An 18,161-nucleotide genomic window follows, 5' to 3' on the forward strand; every position below is an offset into this window, starting at 1 on the left:
CTGTCAACCTCACCAAAGTCTCAAGCCGATTTCCGCTCGCGCACCTCGGTCGGTGTCGAACCGAACCAGCGCGTCACGGATCGGGTGAAGGCGCTCGGGGCGGAATAGCCGAGCCGGTAGCAGATTTCGGAGATCGGCAGCTCGCTCTCGGTCAGGAGGTTAAAGCTCACCTCCTTGCGGATCCCGTCGCGCAATTCGTTGAGGCTGGTCCCCTGAGCGGCCAACCGCCGCTGGAATGTCCGCTCGGACATGCCGAAATGCGGTGCGATGGCCGAGAGCGGAAACTCTTCGTCGGAGACATGCAGCAGCAGATACCGCCGCACCTGGTCCATGAAGTCGGCAGCCTTTTCCGGCAGCGCCGGCCGCAGACTGCGGCACTGCAGATCCATGAGTTCGAACAGCCGGCGGTCGCCCGTCGGGTTCTGTGCTTCGAGGAAGCCGCGTGGAAAATGGACCGAATTCATCCGCGCCCCAAACCGCAGCCGACGCGCCAACAATTGCCGGAAGGGGTGGGGATTTCGCGGGGCGGGGCGCTCCAGTTCGATCTCGACCCCTTCCGCGCCTGCAAAGACCTTGGCCCGCTGCATGACCAGTCCGACGGACATATCGACATACTGGTCCCGCTTCACGATGACAGGCGCAAACGTCCAGGCGAGATGGGCACCGTTCTCGTCGAGTGTCAGCCGCGAATAGCTGGTATGGGTCGCATACTGGATGTGGTCGTCGAGGAAGCGCACGAAGTCGAGGCCGGTCGGCGCGGCCATCAGGCCATAGCCGAAGGGGCCGGTCGATCCTGCCTCGTATCTTGGCACGCTGGTAAGTGCAAAGGCTTCATCGTCGGCCAGCAGCGCGCAGGCCTCCAGAAGCCGGCACAGGCGGTCCAGACTGATCCGGGCGGTCAGGCTCTGGAAAACGTCGGGATTGATCTCCAGCGCCTTGCAGATGGGTTTTATGTCGATGCCATAGGATTGGGCATGCTCGACCACCGCCGAGGCGAGGCCGGCCACGGTGGTCAATTCATCGGTGAGATTCCGAGGAGGCATGAGACCGCTGGCGCCAGAAGTGAAGCTGATGGCGTCAGATGCTAAGTCAATGGCGTCCCAGAGTCGAGGCCGCAATAAGGCAAGCCTCGGCCTCGCCGTTCACGATCGCGCGCGTCAGCGCTTGGCCCAAAGCACCTTGAAGCGGGCATTGCGGCAGACTTCGCCATGCTGCTTGAAATGCTGTGCGAGCACCGGCTCGTAGGGCAGGCCGCGGTTTGCGACCATCAACAGATCGCCACCACCACGCAAGGATTCGGCCGCCGCCTTGATCATGGCAGCGCCGATGGACGGTTCTGCAGCATGTCCCTCGTGGAACGGCGGGTTCATGATGACGAGATCGTATTTTTCCTTCGGTGGCTCGGTGGTGAGATCCTGCCAGAAGAAACGCGCCGTCAGGTCGGGGCAGTTCTTCGCGAGGTTGCGCTTGGCGTGCTCCAGCGCCTCGTGGCTCGCTTCGAACAGGTCGATGCGGTTGGTGCGCGGCGCAGCCTCGGCCAGCATGACCGAGAGATAGCCCCAGCCTGCGCCGAAATCCGCGGCATTGCCGTCGAAATTCGTCGGCAACCGGCTGGCGAGCAGCTCGGAACCCTCGTCGGCATGGGCGTGAGAGAAGAGGCCGGAGCGCGTTTCAAAGCGACCGTCGACCATCACGGGCTTCGCTGCCAGCACCGAAAGCAGCGAAGCGACCTCCGAAGGCACGGTGAACCAGACGGCGACACCGTGGTATTTCGGCGTGGATTGAGGCTCGAGACCAAGGCGATCGAGCTGCTTGCGCACGGAAACGATCCCGTCTTCCTTCGCGCCGGCGATTAAGACGATCCCGCCTGCCTTCACGCGCTGAAGCGCCTCGGCAACGCGATCCTCGTTGACCCCCTTGTGCTTGCCGCACAGGATCAGCGCGCCGTCATACCCATCGCCGTCCACCGTTGGAACCGGCTGCAGATGGCTTGCCTCGAGACGCCGGAATTCCGGGCGGAAATCCTGCACCACGGTGAGCTCGGCGGCAAAGCCCTCGGGTTTCGCAAAGCCGGCTTCCGCACCGAGGAAGAGATAGCGGCTTCCGGTTTCCGGCAGGGCGACAGCTTCCGTCACGAAGGGGTGGAACAGGGTCTTCAGGGTCTCGCGGCTCATGGCTCGGTCTTCTCTCTCGGCGAACAAAAAAGGCGCGGGAATTCTCCCGCGCCTCGGATCGGGTACGACGACCGCTTATTCAGCGGCTTCGCCGTCTTCCTTCTTCTTCTCGGCAACGATTTCCTGGCCGGTGGTCTGGTCGACGACCTTCATCGACAGGCGAACCTTGCCGCGCTCGTCGAAGCCCATCAGCTTGACCCAGACCTTGTCGCCTTCCTTGACGACGTCGGAGGTCTTGGCAACGCGCTCGGAAGCGAGCTGCGAGATGTGCACGAGGCCGTCACGCGAACCGAAGAAGTTGACGAAGGCGCCGAAGTCGGCGGTCTTCACAACGGTCCCTTCGTAGATCACGCCGACTTCCGGCTCAGCCACGATCGAGTGGATCCACTTGCGGGCCGCTTCGATTTCCTTGCCGGAGGACGAGGCGATCTTCACGGTGCCGTCGTCTTCGATGTTGATCTTGGCGCCGGTCTTTTCGACGATTTCGCGGATGACCTTGCCGCCCGAACCGATGACTTCACGGATCTTGTCGACCGGGATGTTCATCACTTCGATGCGCGGAGCAAATTCGCCAAGCTGGCCACGGCTTTCCGAAAGGGCGTTCGCCATTTCGCCGAGGATGTGCTTGCGGCCGCCCTGGGCCTGGGCAAGCGCGACCTTCATGATCTCTTCGGTGATACCGGCGATCTTGATGTCCATCTGCAGCGAGGTGATGCCGTCGGCAGTACCCGCGACCTTGAAGTCCATGTCGCCGAGGTGGTCTTCGTCACCGAGGATGTCGGAGAGAACGGCATAACGTTCGCCTTCCAGGATCAGGCCCATGGCGATACCGGCAACCGGCTTGGCCAGCGGAACGCCGGCGTCCATCAGAGCGAGCGAGGTGCCGCAAACGGTGGCCATCGAGGACGAGCCGTTCGACTCGGTGATCTCGGAGACAACGCGCAGCGTGTAGGGGAACTGTTCAGCCGACGGCAGCATCGGACGGATGGCGCGCCAGGCGAGCTTGCCGTGACCGATTTCGCGACGGCCCGGAGAACCCATGCGACCCGTTTCACCGACCGAGTAGGGCGGGAAGTTATAGTGCAGCAGGAAGCGTTCCTTGTACATGCCGGTCAGGCTGTCGACATACTGCTCGTCTTCGCCGGTGCCGAGCGTGGCGACAACGATCGCCTGGGTCTCGCCGCGGGTGAAGAGGGCCGAACCGTGCGTGCGCGGCAGGATTCCGACTTCCGATACGATCGGGCGAACCGTCGACAGGTCACGACCGTCGATGCGGCTCTTGGTGTCGAGGATGTTCCAGCGAACGATCTTGGCCTGCAGGTGCTTGAAGACGGCACCAACGACTTCGTTCGTGTACTTCGGCTCTTCGCCTTCCGGGAAGAAGTGTGCCTTCACCTTGGCCTTGACGGCGTCGACTGCGGCGTAACGATCGGCCTTCTGGGTGATCTTGTAAGCTGCGCGCAGTTCGGTTTCGGCGATCGAGAGCATTTCGGCTTCGAGAGCGGAATGATCTTCCGGTTCGAATTCGCGCGGCTCCTTGGCAGCCACTTCGGCGAGCTTGATGATCGCGTCGATGACAGGCTGGAAGCCCTTGTGGCCGAACATGACGGCGCCGAGCATGATGTCTTCGTTGAGTTCCTTGGCTTCGGACTCAACCATCAGAACGGCGTCCTGCGTGCCGGCAACGACGAGGTCGAGAACCGACTCGTCCATCTCGTCGAGATGCGGGTTCAGCACGTATTCGCCGTTGATGTAGCCGACGCGGGCGCCACCGACCGGGCCCATGAACGGAACACCAGAAAGCGTGAGCGCGGCCGAGGTGGCAACCATCGACAGGATATCGGGGTTGTTCTCGAGGTCATGCTGAATGACGGTGACGACGACCTGAGTGTCGTTCTTGTAGCCTTCCGGGAAGAGCGGGCGGATCGGACGGTCGATCAGGCGCGAAACCAGCGTTTCGTTTTCCGACGGACGGCCTTCGCGCTTGAAATAGCCACCCGGGATCTTGCCGGCGGCATAGGTCTTTTCCTGGTAGTTGACGGTGAGCGGGAAGAAGTCTTGACCCGGCTTCGGCGCCTTGGCCGAAACGACGGTGGCGAGAACCACGGTCTCACCATAGGTCGCGAGAACGGCACCATCTGCCTGGCGGGCGATCTTGCCGGTTTCCAGCTTCAGCGGGCGGCCTGCCCACTCGATTTCGACGCTGTGCGTGTCAAACATATCTTGTCCTTCATATGCGGACGTTCCTCCTGCCGATGAGGCAGGGTCGGTCGGTCTGCAATGTGCTGACGCATCACGGGCAAGACAGTGGGAGGCTTCTGGTGCGGCGCCTGCCGCAATTGCATCCTCAAGGATGCGGAAGCGTCCAACAATCCTGCCCCATGACAGGTCATCGGTTGTCGTCGACAGATCCGGCCCATCCGGCCTGTCGTTCGTCCCGGGCGAATATCGCGCGGAACCGGTCGCGGGTCTTCATGCCTGACCCGGAAAGGCAACCGGCGGACCTTCGTCGAGGAAGGTCCGCCGGGAAGTCCTTAGCGGCGGATGCCGAGGCTGGCGATCAGCTTCGTGTAACGGCCTTCGTCCTTCTTCTTCAGGTAGTCGAGAAGCGAACGGCGGCTCGAAACCATGGTCAGAAGGCCACGACGCGAGTGGTTGTCCTTCTTGTGACCCTTGAAGTGTTCGGTCAGGTTGTTGATCCGCTCGGTGAGGATAGCAACCTGGACTTCCGGCGAACCGGTGTCGCCTTCGGCAGTTGCGTATTCCTTGATGAGGGCAGCCTTGCGCTCTGCAGTGATCGACATCGGAAATCCTTTCTGGATAACGGGAAACAAAAGACGCCAAACGCCGGGATGTCGTCCAGCATTGGCCGTGAATGCGGGCACCCGAAGGGCCAGCTGCCGCCGCCTATACTCTATTCCCTGAAGAAAGGAAAGAGTAGGCGGCGGGATGGGTCAGGCGAAGACGCGGCGCGGATGAAATTCGCCGCCGGCGATCTCGCCGATGGCAATCAGCTTGCCGCCGGCAAGCGCCACGGCTTCCGGTTCGGCGACCGGTGCATCGCGCCCACGCAGGATGATCGGATTGCCCATCCGCAGGCGATGCGCCTGGTCGTCGGTGATCCTGAGCTGCGGCAGGGAAGACAGCGCCTCGGCCGTGTCGACCAGGAAGGCGTCGAGCGCCTCGAGCCGCGCATCCCGGTCTTCGATCGCCTCGAGGGCGACGAGCTCGGCGAGCGGCACCATCATTTCCTCGGCGAAGGGGGCCACGAAGGTGCGGCGGAGCGACGAGATATGGCCATAGCAGCCCAGCTCGCGGCCGAAGTCCCGCGCCAGCGAGCGCACATAGGTGCCCTTGCCGCATTCCACTTCGAAATGCGCCTTGTCCGCTTCGCAATTGAGCAGCGTCAGGCGGTGAATTTCGACTTCGCGCGAGGGGATTTCAACCGTCTCGCCGTCACGGGCAAGGTCGTAGGCCCGTTCGCCGGCAATCTTGATCGCCGAGAACTGCGGCGGGATCTGGCTGATGATACCGGTGTAATTCGGCAAAAGCGCGCGGATCGCCTCTTCGCTCGGGCGCTTGTCCGAGCTCTGCGTGACCTCGCCTTCCAGATCGTCCGTCGAACGCTCCTCGCCCCAGGTCACCGTGAATTCGTAGATCTTGCGACCGTCCATGACGTAAGGGACGGTCTTTGTCGCATCGCCGAGCGCGATCGGCAGCATGCCGGAGGCGAGCGGATCGAGCGTGCCGGCATGGCCGGCCTTCTGGGCATTGAACAGCCACTTGATCTTGCCGACGGCTTCGGTCGAACCGAAATCGACCGGCTTGTCGAGGATCAGCCAGCCCGAGATCGGGCGGCCCTTCGGCTTGCGGGGTTTGGACATCTGGGATCTTTTCTTCAGTCTTGATCGTCATCGGAGCCGAGGTCGCGCTGGACCTCCGGCGAGCGCAGCAGCGCATCGATCTTCTGGTAGTTGTCGAAGCTCGTATCGTCGCGGAAACGCACTTCCGGCATATATTTCATCTGGCGCAGCTGATTGCCCAGCCGTCCGCGGATGAACTTGGCGTTCTTGTTCAGCGCGGCGATCACGCTGTCATGGTCCTTGACGCCGAGCGGCGTCACATAGGCGGTCGCGATCTTCAGGTCCGGCGACATGCGGACTTCGGAGATCGAAATCACCGTCTTTTCGATCAGGTCGTCGCGGACTTCGCCGCGCTGCAGGACCTGAGTGATGGCGGCGCGCACCTGCTCGCCGACGCGCAGCATGCGCTGCGAAGGTGCCGATGAGGTTGCTTTGGTCATGGTCTCGTTGCCTTTCGCATGCGGCGGCCAGAGATCTGTCCGTCCAGGTCATGCTTTGTGTTCTGGGTTCGGTTGGTGCCGAAGATCGCGATCTCCATAAACAGCGAGCGCCGGAAAATCCGGCGCCCGAAGAGATCTTGGGTTCGAAACGCCTGAGATCAGAGCGTACGCGTGATGTGCTCCACGCGGAAGCACTCGATCGTGTCGCCGGCGCGGATGTCTTCGTAGTTTTCGAAGGCCATACCGCATTCCTGACCCATCGGCACTTCCGAGACTTCGTCCTTGAAGCGCTTGAGCGTCTTGAGCTTGCCTTCGTGGATGACGACGTTGTCGCGCACCAGGCGCACGCCTGCACCACGTTCCACCTTGCCTTCGACGACGCGGCAACCGGCGACCTTGCCGACCTTCGTGATGTTGAACACCTCGAGGATCTCGGCATTGCCGAGGAAGGTTTCGCGACGCTCCGGAGAGAGCAGGCCCGACATCGCCGACTTCACGTCATCCACCAGATCGTAGATGATGTTGTAGTAGCGGATCTCGATGCCGGCACGCTCGGACGCGGTGCGCGCCTGAGCATTGGCACGGACGTTGAAGCCGATGATCGCGGCGTTGGAGGCCTCGGCGAGCGAGATATCAGACTCCGTGATCGCGCCTGCACCCGAATGAACGATGCGAGCCCGAACTTCGTCGGTGCCAAGCTTTTCGAGGGCTGCAACGATCGCTTCGACAGAACCCTGCACGTCGGCCTTGATGACCAGCGGGAATTCCTTGAAGCCGGTATCCTGCAGCTTGCTCATCATCTGCTCGAGCGAACCGCGCTGACCCGACTGGCGGGCAGCTGCCTTGTCGCGGGCGAGACGCTGACGATACTCGGAGATCTCGCGAGCACGGCTCTCGTTCTCGACCACGGCGAACTTGTCGCCGGCAGCAGGCGTACCCGACAGGCCGAGGATCTCGACCGGCATGGCAGGACCCGCTTCCTTGACGTGTTCGCCCTTGTCATTGACGAGCGCGCGGACACGGCCCCACTGATCGCCGGCCACGATGATCTGGCCGGGCTTTAGCGTGCCCTTCTGAACGAGGACGGTCGCGACAGCACCACGGCCGCGGTCGAGCTGCGCTTCGATGACGGTACCTTCGGCAGTACGCTTCGGGTCGGCCTTCAGGTCGAGAATTTCAGCCTGCAGAAGCACGGCCTCGAGCAGCTTGTCGAGGTTGAGCTTGTTCTTCGCCGAAACCTCGACGTCGAGCACTTCACCACCCATGGATTCGACGAAGACTTCGTGCTGCAGAAGCTGCTGGCGAACCTTGTCCGGGTTTGCCTCATGCTTGTCGATCTTGTTGATCGCCACGATGATCGGCACGTTGGCCGCCTTGGCGTGGTTGATCGATTCGATCGTCTGCGGCATCACGCTGTCGTCGGCCGCCACCACGAGGATCGCGATGTCGGTCGCCTGGGCGCCGCGGGCACGCATCGCGGTAAACGCGGCGTGGCCGGGGGTGTCGATGAAGGTGATCTTCTGGCCGTTCTGTTCGACCTGATAGGCACCGATATGCTGCGTGATGCCACCGGCTTCACCGGCTACGACATTCGCCTTGCGGATGGCGTCGAGCAGCGAGGTCTTGCCGTGGTCGACGTGACCCATGATGGTCACGACCGGCGGACGGGTGACCAGTTCGCCTTCGTCGTCCTTGACGTTGAAGATGCCTTCTTCGACGTCGGATTCCGAAACGCGCTTCACGGTATGGCCGAACTCGGTTGCGATGATTTCAGCGAGGTCGGCGTCGATGACGTCGCCCGGCTTCATCATCTGGCCTTCCTTCATCAGGTACTTGATGACGTCGACGGCGCGTTCGGACATGCGCTGCGACAGTTCCTGAATAGTGATCGTTTCCGGCAGGATGACCTCGCGCATGACCTTTTCGCGCGTTTCCTGCATCTGGCTGCGGCGGAACTTCTCCTGGCGACGGCGCATGGAGGCGAGCGAACGGCCGCGCGATGCGCCACCTTCGTCGTCGACGGCAGCGCTGGTGACCGTCAGCTTGCCGCGACGGCGATCTTCCTCGGCCTTCGGACGGGCAGGGACCTTCGCCGGAGCCGGGGCCGCGACCTTGCCACGGCCCGGAAGGCCGCGCGGCGGGCCGCGATCGTCGTCCTCGTCGTCTGCCTTGCGGCCACGGGCAAAGCCCGGAGAAGCCGGAGCCGACGGTGCTGCAGGAGCGGCCGGACGCGCAGGCGCTGCCGGAGCAGCCGCCACCGGAGCCGGCTCGGGTTCAGCCGGAGCCTCGACCTTCGGTTCCAGTGCGCGGCGAGCAGCCTCTTCGGCGGCCAGACGGGCAGCTTCCGCGGCTTCTGCCTTGCGGCGTTCTTCATCGATGGCGCGCTGCTTGGCTTCTTCGACTTCGCGGGCCTGAGCTTCGATCAGGGCGCGACGACGGGCTTCCATTTCACCGGCCGACAGGTCGTGCAGAACGGCGCCACGCGGACGCTCGGGCTGACGCGGCGGCTGCGGACGCTGCGGCTGCGGAGCCGGCTGATGAACGCGTGCGGCCGGAGCCGACGGCTGTGCCGGAGCCGGACGCTGTGCCTGCGGAGCAGGGGCTTCCGGAGCACGGGCGGCCGGTGCTGCGATGGGGGTAATGGGCTTTTCGTCGAGTGGGCGGGTCGGGCGGCGCTTTACCGTCTCGACAACGACCGACTTCGTACGGCCGCGCCCCATGTCCTGGCGCACGGTACCCTGGCTCATCCCCGAGGGCTTCAGGGTGAGAGTCTTTTTCACGCCGATTGTCTTGTCGTCTTTGTTGTCGGTCATTCCGTTCCCGTTCCTTCGAGCGGGGCCGGATGCCGAGCATCAGGCCACGCCGTTCACATACTGTCCTAAACCACGGAGGCCGACCTGTGCCGGTGACCGCGTCATTGTGATTTCGGGCCAGCGCCCGATACCTGCGGCTGAAGGCCGCGATAGGTTTCGAGCAGAGTTGCGCGCTTCACTACACCCTCACCTGCCTGCCCTGCAAGCACGCAAGCATGGATAAAAGCATTCTGGCCCATCTGCTCTTCCAATTCCGCCCCGGTCAGAAGGTGAAAGGCGGGAACCTCCGCCTCTGCCCCCGTTCCGAGGTGCCAGGCCTTGCGGGCCTGGTCGATCTTTCTCACGCCATCTGGTGCAGCATCCAGAGAATGGAAGACTGCAATGGCTTCGCCGCTCCGCACGGCCGCCTCGACCTTCGCAGCACCGCTGATGAACTGGCCGGCCTTGCGCGCCATGTTCATCATGCCGATCAGCTGCGCGACCAGGAGGCGGTCGACCACGGACCCAAGGTCCGGATCCGCCTTCACATCCCGTTTCAGCGCCCGGGCGAAGAGCTTCTTCGCCACGGCTTTGTCGACGGCCTCGCGGCTGGGGCTGACCCAGCAGCCCCGACCCGGAAGCGCCCGCTTCAAATCCGGGACGATCGTCCCGTCGGGTGCCGCCACGAAACGCAGAAGCGTCTCCGGCGATCCGCTCTCGCGGGTGACGATGCACATCCGTCCATTCACGCCGGAGAGGTCGAAGTCGTCTTCGGCCCCCGTCGCGTCGGGCGTCTGCGCGGCCATCACGTGGCCTGCTCGGCTTCTTCGCCTTCGAGTTCGGCTTCAGCTGCTTCGGCTTCGGCCGCGAGGTCTTCCTCGGTGATCCAGCCCGCTGCGAGGCGCGCCTGAACGACCATGGCTTCGGCTTCGGCACGCGAGATGTCGAACTTCGAGAACAGCCCCTCGAACTTCTTCGTCTCGCCGTCCTTGCGCTCGCTCCAGCCGACGAGATCGTCCGCGGCGCAGCCAGCGAAGTCCTCGATCGTCTTGATGCCGTCTTCGCCGAGCGCGACCATCATCTGCGAGGTCATGCCGTCGATCTGGCGCAATTCGTCGGCCACGCCGAGTTCGCGGCGCTTGGCATCCATTTCGGCCTCGATCTTCTCGAGGTATTCGCGAGCGCGGGTCTGGATTTCCTGCGCCGTGTCTTCGTCGAAGCCGTCGATCGAAGCGATTTCGTCGAGATCGACGTAAGCCACTTCCTCGACCTGGGCGAAGCCTTCCGATGCCAGCACCTGGCCGACCATCTCGTCGACGTCGAGCGCGTCCATGAACAGGTTCGTGCGCTCGTTGAATTCCTTCTGACGGCGTTCCGATTCCTCGGCTTCCGTCATGATGTCGATGTCCCAGCCGGTCAGCTGCGAAGCCAGGCGGACGTTCTGACCGCGGCGGCCGATGGCCAGCGACAGCTGCTCGTCCGGAACCACGACTTCGATCCGCTCTGCATCTTCGTCGAGAACGACCTTGGCGACTTCTGCCGGCTGCAGGGCGTTGACGATGAAGGAAGCCGGATCCTGGCTCCACGGAATGATGTCGATCTTCTCGCCCTGAAGCTCGCCGACAACGGCCTGAACGCGCGAACCGCGCATACCGACGCAAGCGCCGACCGGATCGATCGAGCTATCGTTCGAGATGACGGCGATCTTGGCGCGCGAACCCGGATCACGGGCCACCGACTTGATCTGGATGATGCCGTCGTAGATCTCCGGCACTTCCATGGTGAAGAGCTTCACCATGAACTGCGGATGGGTGCGCGAGAGGAAAATCTGCGGACCACGCTGCTCACGACGGACATCATATACGTATGCACGGACGCGATCGCCATAGCGGAAGGCTTCCCGCGGGATCATTTCGTCACGGCGGATGATGCCTTCGCCACGGCCGAGGTCGACGATGACGTTGCCGTATTCGACGCGCTTGACGGTGCCGTTGACGATTTCGCCGACGCGGTCCTTGAATTCGTCGAACTGGCGGTCACGCTCGGCTTCGCGCACCTTCTGCACGATGACCTGCTTGGCCGACTGGGCAGCGATACGGCCAAAGTCCATCGGCGGCAGCGGGTCGGCAATGAAGTCGCCGAGCTTGGCGTCGACATTGCGGTCACGAGCCAGTTCAAGCGCGATCTGCGTCGAATAGTCCTCGACCTTCTCGACCACTTCCAGGAGGCGCTGCAGGCGGATTTCGCCGGTCTTCGAGTTGATGTCGGCGCGGATGTTCGTTTCCGTGCCGTAACGCGAACGGGCAGCCTTCTGGATCGCGTCGGCCATGGCGGCGAGCACGATTTCGCGGTCGATCACCTTTTCACGGGCAACGGCATCTGCGATCTGCAAGAGCTCGAGCCGGTTAGCACTGACTGCCATGTTTAGGTCTCCGTCTTCACCCCCGGGCGCCTGGCCGCGAGGTCTTGGGTCAAACGTTATTCTTCGCTGTCGTCTTCGTCGTTCTGGTTCGCGGCCTGCGCCTTGGCGAGCTTGTCGGCGCGCAGCGCATCCCGGATCAGATCGTCCGTCAGAATGAGTTTGGCTTCAGCGAGCGTGTTGAAGGGAATCGTCACCTTCGGCTCCTCGCCATAGGCCACCTGATCGCGTTCCAGTGTGAACCCGTCCTGGGTCACATCGGTGATCTTGCCGCGGAAGCGCTTGCGATTGTCGACCAGAATCGAGGTTTCGCACTTCACCAGATGTCCCTGCCAGCGGCTGAAATCCGACTTGCGAACCATCGGGCGATCGATGCCCGGCGACGACACTTCCAGATGATAGGCCTTGTCGACCGGATCCTCGACGTCGAGAACCGGCGAAATCGCCATCGATACGGCTTCGCAATCTTCGACGGTCATCGTGCCGTCGGTGCGTTCTGCCATGATCTGCAGCGTCATTCCGTTCTGGTTCATCATGCGTACGCGAACCAGCTTGAAATCCATCGCGACGAGCACGGGCTCGATAATTTCGGCGATCCGACGGTCAAGGCCCGTCTCGATGATGATCCGTGCTTCGCCGGGTTCCGGCTTCGGCATGTCTTCGGACAATCGTTCTACTCCCGATTGGCTGCGATCGCCAATAAAAAAGAGCGGGTCCTTCCGGGCCCACCCTTCATCTGTCGATCAAGAATTTGAAGCTGATATAGCCGACCACCCCGACTTTTGCAAGCTTTTCGGGAAGGGTCGAAAACAAACTTGCCATTCAGGCGTTGCGCAAGGCAAGCTCTCACCCACCGCAGACGTGACCGGATCCGGTTGCGGACAGAAAAGTTTCAGACATGTCTCCGAACGAACGTCGCTCGCCCCTCCTGCCACTCCGCAACGAGGCTTACCGCCGGATCTGGCTTGCCAGCATCTCGTCCAATCTCGGCGGACTGATCCAGGGCGTCGGTGCCGCCTGGATGATGGCGTCGATCTCGACCTCGGAAAACATGGTCGCGCTGGTCCAGGCCTCCAACACCGGCCCGATTATGCTGCTTTCGCTGATTGCCGGTGCCATTGCCGACAGTTTCGATCGCCGCCGGGTGATGATTGCCGCTCAGCTCTTCATGATCCTGGTCTCGGCGCTGTTGACGCTCTTCGCCCTCCTGGATCTGATCACGCCCTGGGCGCTTCTTGCCTTCACCTTCCTGATCGGCTGCGGCACGGCGCTCAACAATCCGTCCTGGCAGGCCTCGGTCGGCGACATCGTCCCGCGCGGTGATCTGCCCGCAGCCGTCTCGCTGAACAGCATGGGCTTCAACATCACCCGCAGCGTCGGGCCGGCGATCGGCGGTATGATCGTGGCAGCCGCCGGTGCCGCGGCAGCCTTCGCCGTCAACACGCTCTCTTACTTCGCCATCATCTACGCGCTCATCCGCTGGCGTCCGAACATTCCGAAAAACCCCTTGCCACGCGAGCAGCTCGGCTCGGCGATTGCCGCCGGTCTGCGCTACGTCGCGATGTCGCCCAATCTCGGCAAGGTTCTCTTCCGCGGCTTCGTCTTCGGTCTCACGGCCACGGCAATCCTCTCGCTGCTCCCCATCGTTGCGCGCGACCAGCTGATCGGCGGTCCGCTGACCTTCGGCGGTCTGCTCGGCGCTTTTGGTCTCGGCGCCATCTTCGGCGCCTTCGCCAACCAGCGTGCCCGCGAACTTCTCTCGAGTGAGGATATCGTCCGCGCCGCTTTCGCCGGCTTCGCGGTTGCCGCCGGCGTCACCGGCATCAGCACCTCGATCTGGATCACAGCACTCGCGTTGATGGTCGCCGGCGCCTGCTGGGTGCTCGCGCTTTCGCTCTTCAACACGGTCGTGCAGCTCTCGACCCCCCGCTGGGTCGTCGGCCGTGCCCTGTCGCTCTACCAGACAGCCACCTTCGGCGGCATGGCGACCGGCAGCTGGCTGTGGGGCAGTGTCGCCGAGAATTACGGTTCGGGTCAGGCTCTGGTCGCGTCCAGCCTCTTGATGATGGTCGGCGTCTTCATCGGCCTCTTCCTGCCCATGCCGGCCTTCGCCACGCTGGACCTCGATCCCTTGAACCGGTTCAACGAACCATCCCTCAGGCTCGACATCCGCCCCCGCAGCGGTCCGATCGTCATCCATGTCGATTTCGAGATCGCCGACGAGGACGTGCCGGAATTCTTGCGCGTCATGGTCGAGCGCCGCCGCATCCGGCTGCGCGATGGCGCCCGCAACTGGGCGCTGATGCGGGATCTCGAAAATCCCGACATCTGGACGGAAACCTATCACGTGCCGACCTGGGTCGATTACGTCCGCCATAATCAGCGGCGCACCAAGGCCGATGCCGAGATCACCGACCGCCTGCTCGAACTCCATCGCGGCGATCGGCCGCCCAAGGTGCACCGAATGATCGAGCGCCAGGCCATCCCGCCGGCCGATGACGTCTTCCATCAGCCGCATATCGACCATCACTGAGACGGAGGCTCAGCGCAGCTTCGCCTTGAGATCCGCGCTTGGATAGCAGGTGGGCTTCATCCCGTTCTTCGCTTGCCATTCGCCGAGCGAGCGGCGCGTCTTGAAGCCGGGCAGGCCATCGACCTTGCCGACGTCATAGCCCTGTGCCACCAGGGCCTTCTGCATGGCGAGCACGTCCGAGCGCAGCATCTTGCCGACATCGCCCCAGGATGCCTTGAAGGCACCGCCGCCATAGGCGATCCGGTCGGCGAGATTGCCGATGAACAGCGCATAGAGATCGGAATTGTTGTATTCCTTGAGCACGTAGAAATTCGGCGTCACGAGGAATTCCGGGCCATAGGTCCCGGCCGGCACCAGCATCATCGCCGGCTGCGAGCTTTCCGACGAGGGAAATGCGCGGCCGGAAATGCGCGTGAGGCCGCCGTCTGCCCAGGCAGAGACGGGCTTTGCCCTGTCCGGCCCTTCCTGCGCACAGGAAACGCCATCAGGAATGGTGATCTCGTAGCCCCACTCCCGGCCCCTTTGCCAGCCGCTCTTCACCAGATAGTTGGCGATCGATGCCAGCGTGTCCGGCACCGAGTTCCAGATATCGCGCTTGCCGTCGCCATCGAAGTCCACGGCATATTTGAGGTAGCTGCCCGGCATGAATTGCGGCTGCCCCAGTGCGCCGGCCCAGGAACCCATCAGCCGGTCGGCACTCACATCCCCGCTTTCGACGATATGCAGCGCCGAGATCAGCTCCTGCTGGAACATCGGCTTGCGCGTCGACATGAAGGCTTTGGTCGCCAGAACGTCGATGGCCGAATGGGGAAGCTTCGCCCGCCCATAGCCGGACTCGCGTCCCCAGATCGCGACGATGATCGAGCCTGGAACGCCATAGGTCGCCTCGACCTTGCGCAGCGTCGACGCATGCTGACTGGCGAGGTTTCGGCCGGTTGCGGCCAGTCCCTGCAGGCGCTTCTCGTTGAAATAGGAGGCCGGTGAGCTGAACTCCGCCTGGCTTTGCGTCCGCTCCTTCGGCGGCTCGGTGCCGGGCGGCACGAGATCCGGAAGGTCCCAATCGAGCTTTACGCCCCGAAGGGTCCTGTCGAACACTTGCCTGCTGATCCCGCCTTCCTGGGCGGCACGCCAGAGATCGCTGGCAATCCATTGCCGGAATTGCGCCTCGACAGCGCTGCGCGAGACGGCTGCGGCCGGTGAAGCGAGGCCTCCTGCCAGAACGAGTGAAACGGTGGTCAGCAGCCAGCGCAGTGGCTTTCGAAGTCGTGCCATCGATCTTTCCTCCCGGAATACTGTCAGATCGCCGTCCGCGCCCTCAGCGCCGCAGACAATGTGCCCTCGTCCAGATAATCGAGCTCGCCACCGACAGGCACGCCATGGGCGAGCCGTGTGATCTTCACGTCGAGCCCCGTCAGGTGGTCGGTTATATAGTGTGCTGTGGTTTGTCCCTCGACGGTCGCGTTGACCGCGATGATGATCTCGCGGATCCCGCCCTTCGACACCCGGTCGATCAACCCCTTGATGTTGAGATCATCGGGTCCGATCCCGTCGAGCGGCGACAGCGTGCCGCCCAGCACGTGGTAAGCGGCATTCATCGCGCCAGCCCGCTCCAGCGCCCAGAGATCGGAGACATCCTCGACTACGATGATCACGGACTGGTCGCGCTGCACATCGGTGCAGACCGTGCAGGGATCGACCGTGTCGACATTGCCGCAGCAGGAGCAGATCTTCACCTTGTCATAGGCTTCGCCCATGGCGTGACCCAGGGGTCCTAGGAGCTGGTCCTTCTTCTTGATGAGATGCAGCGCCGCACGCCGTGCAGAGCGGGGTCCAAGCCCCGGCACCTTCGCCAGAAGTTGGATGAGTTTCTCGATTTCGGGTCCGGTGACTCGTTTTGCCATGGCGGCGTTTCTAGCCCATATAGACGGCGAACGGAATCGCCGAAGGGTGCGTCACATGAAAATCCTCGCCGTCTGCCTCGGTCGACCCGAAATCCTGCCGGGGAAGAAATACAAGACGGGCATCAACAAGCTCGCCATCCAGGGTCCTGTTATGGTCGATGCCGAAGGGCTCGTCGGCGACGCGATCCTCAACCGCAAGCATCATGGCGGCGTCGACCAGGCCGTCTATATCGAGGGCTCCATCGATCTCGACTGGTGGCAGACCGAGCTCGGTCGGGATTTGCCCTTCGGCACCTTCGGCGAGAACCTTGTCATCGAGGGCCTGGAAAGCGCCATGCTGGCCGCCGGCGACAGGCTGGCGATCGGCGAGGTCCTGCTCGAGATCACCTCTGCCCGCATCCCCTGCGCCACCTTCGCCGCGAAGATGGGCGAGCCGACCTTCGTCAAGCGCTATACCCGCGCCGCCAGGCCGGGCGCCTATGCGCGCGTGCTGCAGGGTGGCATGGTCGAGGCTGGCCAATCCGTCGAGTTCAAGCCCTGGAGCGGCGACCGCGTCACCATGCGCGAGATGATGGCAACCTTCGGCCGCAGGCTGAGCGACACCGATCGCGCCCGTTATCTGGCGGCTCCGGTCCACTACAAGGTGAAGGACGCGATCCGCGCCGGCGAGATGTGAGCCTCCGCCGAAGGTGGTAAAGCGGCCGGCTTTACCAGGCCGAGCCATCTCGCCATCATGCCGCCCGCCTGGAGGAATGATGGAGCCAAGACAGATAGAACTGACGGCCGCCGACGGTGTCCGGCTGACGGGCCACTGGTGGCGTTCGGAGGGAGTGACGCCGACCGGGACCGTCATCGTCAACCCGGCCACCGGCGTCCACGCCCGCTATTATCACCGCTACGCTGCTTACCTTGCTGCGAACGGCTTTTCGGTGCTGACCCATGATTATCGTGGCATCGGGCTCTCTCGCCCGACAAGCTTGCAGGGCTCGACCTTCACCTGGCGACAATGGGGAGAGCAGGATTTCGACGCTGCCCTGCGACACGCCCTGCAGGAAGACGAGACGGGACGGGTCCTTGTCGTCGGCCACAGCATCGGCGGTTTCCTGCCTGGCTATTCGCAAAGCATGGACAGGGTCACGGCCATGCTCTCCGTCGGGGGGCAATATGGCTATTGGGGTGATTATCTGCCGGCGCGGCGCCTGCCGCTTGTCCTCAAATGGCATGTCGCCATGCCCGCGATCACCCTCGCCATCGGGCATTTCCCGGGAAAGCGCCTGGGCTGGCTCGAGGATCTGCCGAAAGGGGTCGCCTATGGCTGGGGGCTGCAGCAGGGCAGGGCGGAGCAGGGGCTCTCAAGCGACGCTGCCGAAGCCATGCGCGAGCGCTTCGCCAGCGTCACGTGCCCGATCCTCAGCGTCACCATGTCGGATGATGAATTCGCGACCCCGAAGGCTGTCAATCGGGCCATGCGCTATTACCGCCGCGCCGCGGTGACCAAGGTGCTTCTCGCACCACAAGACCTCGGCTTCGGCCGGGTCGGCCACTTCGATCTCTTTCACGCCCGCCATCAGGATCGCTTCTGGCGCCAGAGCCTCAACTTCCTGCGCGACGGAGAAAATCCGTGGGGCAATCGGGTCTATCTCTGACAGACCCGATCACCCTCCTTGGTAAAGAACTGTTTGATCAGAACGGGAACTTCATGCCCGGCGGCAGCGGGATGCCGGCCGTCAGCGCCGCCATCTTTTCCTGCGCCTGGGCTTCGCCCTTGTCCTTGGCGTCCTTGTGGGCGGCGACGATCAGATCTTCGAGGATTTCCACTTCGTCTTCCTTGAAGAGCGACGGATCGATCTTGAGGCTGCGCATCTCGCCCTTGCCGGTCAGCACCACGGTGACCAGGCCGCCGCCGGACTTGCCCTCGATTTCGAGCGAGGCGATTTCCGCCTGCATCTTCTCCATCTTCGACTGCATTTCCTTGACCTTGCCCATCATGCCCATGATGTCGCGCATAACCGTCTCCTTGGATTGTTGTCTTATTTCGT

At 63.1% G+C, this 18,161-nt stretch carries 16 protein-coding genes; 3 read left to right on the plus strand and 13 right to left on the minus strand.

The annotated features are described in order from the left end of the window. Positions 1–20: 20 nt before the first annotated feature. The 10 genes from FAA86_RS08795 to rimP all read right to left on the minus strand — a co-directional run bounded on the left by FAA86_RS08795 (position 21) and on the right by rimP (position 12,344). Positions 21–1,043 (minus strand): helix-turn-helix domain-containing protein, encoded by a 1,023-nt coding sequence (locus tag FAA86_RS08795; protein ID WP_136539848.1) that lies wholly within the window; start codon positions 1,041–1,043, stop codon positions 21–23. A gap of 114 nt (positions 1,044–1,157) precedes the next feature. Then, a complete protein-coding gene (locus tag FAA86_RS08800) occupies positions 1,158–2,174 on the minus strand; it encodes a class I SAM-dependent methyltransferase (protein ID WP_136539850.1) in 1,017 nt (338 codons plus the stop codon). Positions 2,175–2,249: 75 nt separating this feature from the next. Beyond that, positions 2,250–4,394 (minus strand): polyribonucleotide nucleotidyltransferase, encoded by a 2,145-nt coding sequence (gene pnp / locus FAA86_RS08805; RefSeq protein WP_136539852.1) that lies wholly within the window; start codon positions 4,392–4,394, stop codon positions 2,250–2,252. A 314-nt stretch (positions 4,395–4,708) separates the two neighbouring features. Further along, positions 4,709–4,978, minus strand: a complete 270-nt coding sequence (gene rpsO, locus FAA86_RS08810) for a 30S ribosomal protein S15 (protein WP_113458150.1) — start codon at positions 4,976–4,978, stop codon at positions 4,709–4,711. 150 nt (positions 4,979–5,128) lie between these two features. Then, the gene (gene truB / locus FAA86_RS08815) at positions 5,129–6,058 is read right to left on the minus strand and encodes a tRNA pseudouridine(55) synthase TruB (RefSeq protein ID WP_136539854.1); all 930 of its coding nucleotides are present in this window, start codon (positions 6,056–6,058) and stop codon (positions 5,129–5,131) included. 14 nt (positions 6,059–6,072) lie between these two features. Beyond that, positions 6,073–6,477 carry a 30S ribosome-binding factor RbfA gene (gene rbfA / locus FAA86_RS08820; RefSeq protein ID WP_113458152.1) on the minus strand — a complete coding sequence of 135 codons (405 nt, stop codon included), beginning with the start codon at positions 6,475–6,477 and terminating at the stop codon, positions 6,073–6,075. Positions 6,478–6,635: 158 nt separating this feature from the next. After that, a complete protein-coding gene (gene infB, locus FAA86_RS08825) occupies positions 6,636–9,290 on the minus strand; it encodes a translation initiation factor IF-2 (RefSeq protein ID WP_113458153.1) in 2,655 nt (884 codons plus the stop codon). 101 nt (positions 9,291–9,391) lie between these two features. Continuing rightward, positions 9,392–10,078: an RNA-binding protein gene (locus FAA86_RS08830; RefSeq protein ID WP_377344247.1), complete on the minus strand. Its 687-nt coding sequence runs from the start codon at positions 10,076–10,078 to the stop codon at positions 9,392–9,394. Then, complete coding sequence (gene nusA / locus FAA86_RS08835) at positions 10,075–11,691, minus strand: transcription termination factor NusA (RefSeq protein WP_113458155.1); 1,617 nt, start codon at positions 11,689–11,691, stop codon at positions 10,075–10,077. Before nusA ends, FAA86_RS08830 begins: the two co-directional genes overlap by 4 nt. A 56-nt stretch (positions 11,692–11,747) precedes the next feature. Further along, entirely contained in the window at positions 11,748–12,344 is a 597-nt protein-coding gene (rimP, locus tag FAA86_RS08840; protein WP_113458283.1) for a ribosome maturation factor RimP, read from the minus strand. Positions 12,345–12,586: 242 nt separating this feature from the next. Between rimP and FAA86_RS08845 the strand changes: the two genes are divergently transcribed. Next, entirely contained in the window at positions 12,587–14,221 is a 1,635-nt protein-coding gene (locus tag FAA86_RS08845; protein WP_136539858.1) for an MFS transporter, read from the plus strand. Between the two features lie 9 nt (positions 14,222–14,230). Here FAA86_RS08845 and FAA86_RS08850 read toward each other — a convergent pair whose 3' ends face one another. Continuing rightward, positions 14,231–15,493 (minus strand): lytic murein transglycosylase, encoded by a 1,263-nt coding sequence (locus FAA86_RS08850; RefSeq protein WP_136539860.1) that lies wholly within the window; start codon positions 15,491–15,493, stop codon positions 14,231–14,233. A 23-nt stretch (positions 15,494–15,516) separates the two neighbouring features. Beyond that, complete coding sequence (gene recR / locus FAA86_RS08855) at positions 15,517–16,122, minus strand: recombination mediator RecR (protein ID WP_113458158.1); 606 nt, start codon at positions 16,120–16,122, stop codon at positions 15,517–15,519. Between the two features lie 55 nt (positions 16,123–16,177). Between recR and FAA86_RS08860 the strand changes: the two genes are divergently transcribed. After that, positions 16,178–16,798 (plus strand): MOSC domain-containing protein, encoded by a 621-nt coding sequence (locus FAA86_RS08860; protein ID WP_136539862.1) that lies wholly within the window; start codon positions 16,178–16,180, stop codon positions 16,796–16,798. 79 nt (positions 16,799–16,877) lie between these two features. After that, entirely contained in the window at positions 16,878–17,768 is an 891-nt protein-coding gene (locus FAA86_RS08865) for an alpha/beta hydrolase family protein (protein WP_136539864.1), read from the plus strand. 37 nt (positions 17,769–17,805) lie between these two features. Here FAA86_RS08865 and FAA86_RS08870 read toward each other — a convergent pair whose 3' ends face one another. After that, the gene (locus FAA86_RS08870; RefSeq protein WP_113458161.1) at positions 17,806–18,129 is read right to left on the minus strand and encodes a YbaB/EbfC family nucleoid-associated protein; all 324 of its coding nucleotides are present in this window, start codon (positions 18,127–18,129) and stop codon (positions 17,806–17,808) included. Between the last annotated feature and the right edge of the window lie 32 nt (positions 18,130–18,161).

This window comes from Rhizobium rosettiformans W3, from assembly GCF_004912135.1.
GTDB lineage: Bacteria > Pseudomonadota > Alphaproteobacteria > Rhizobiales > Rhizobiaceae > Allorhizobium > Allorhizobium rosettiformans.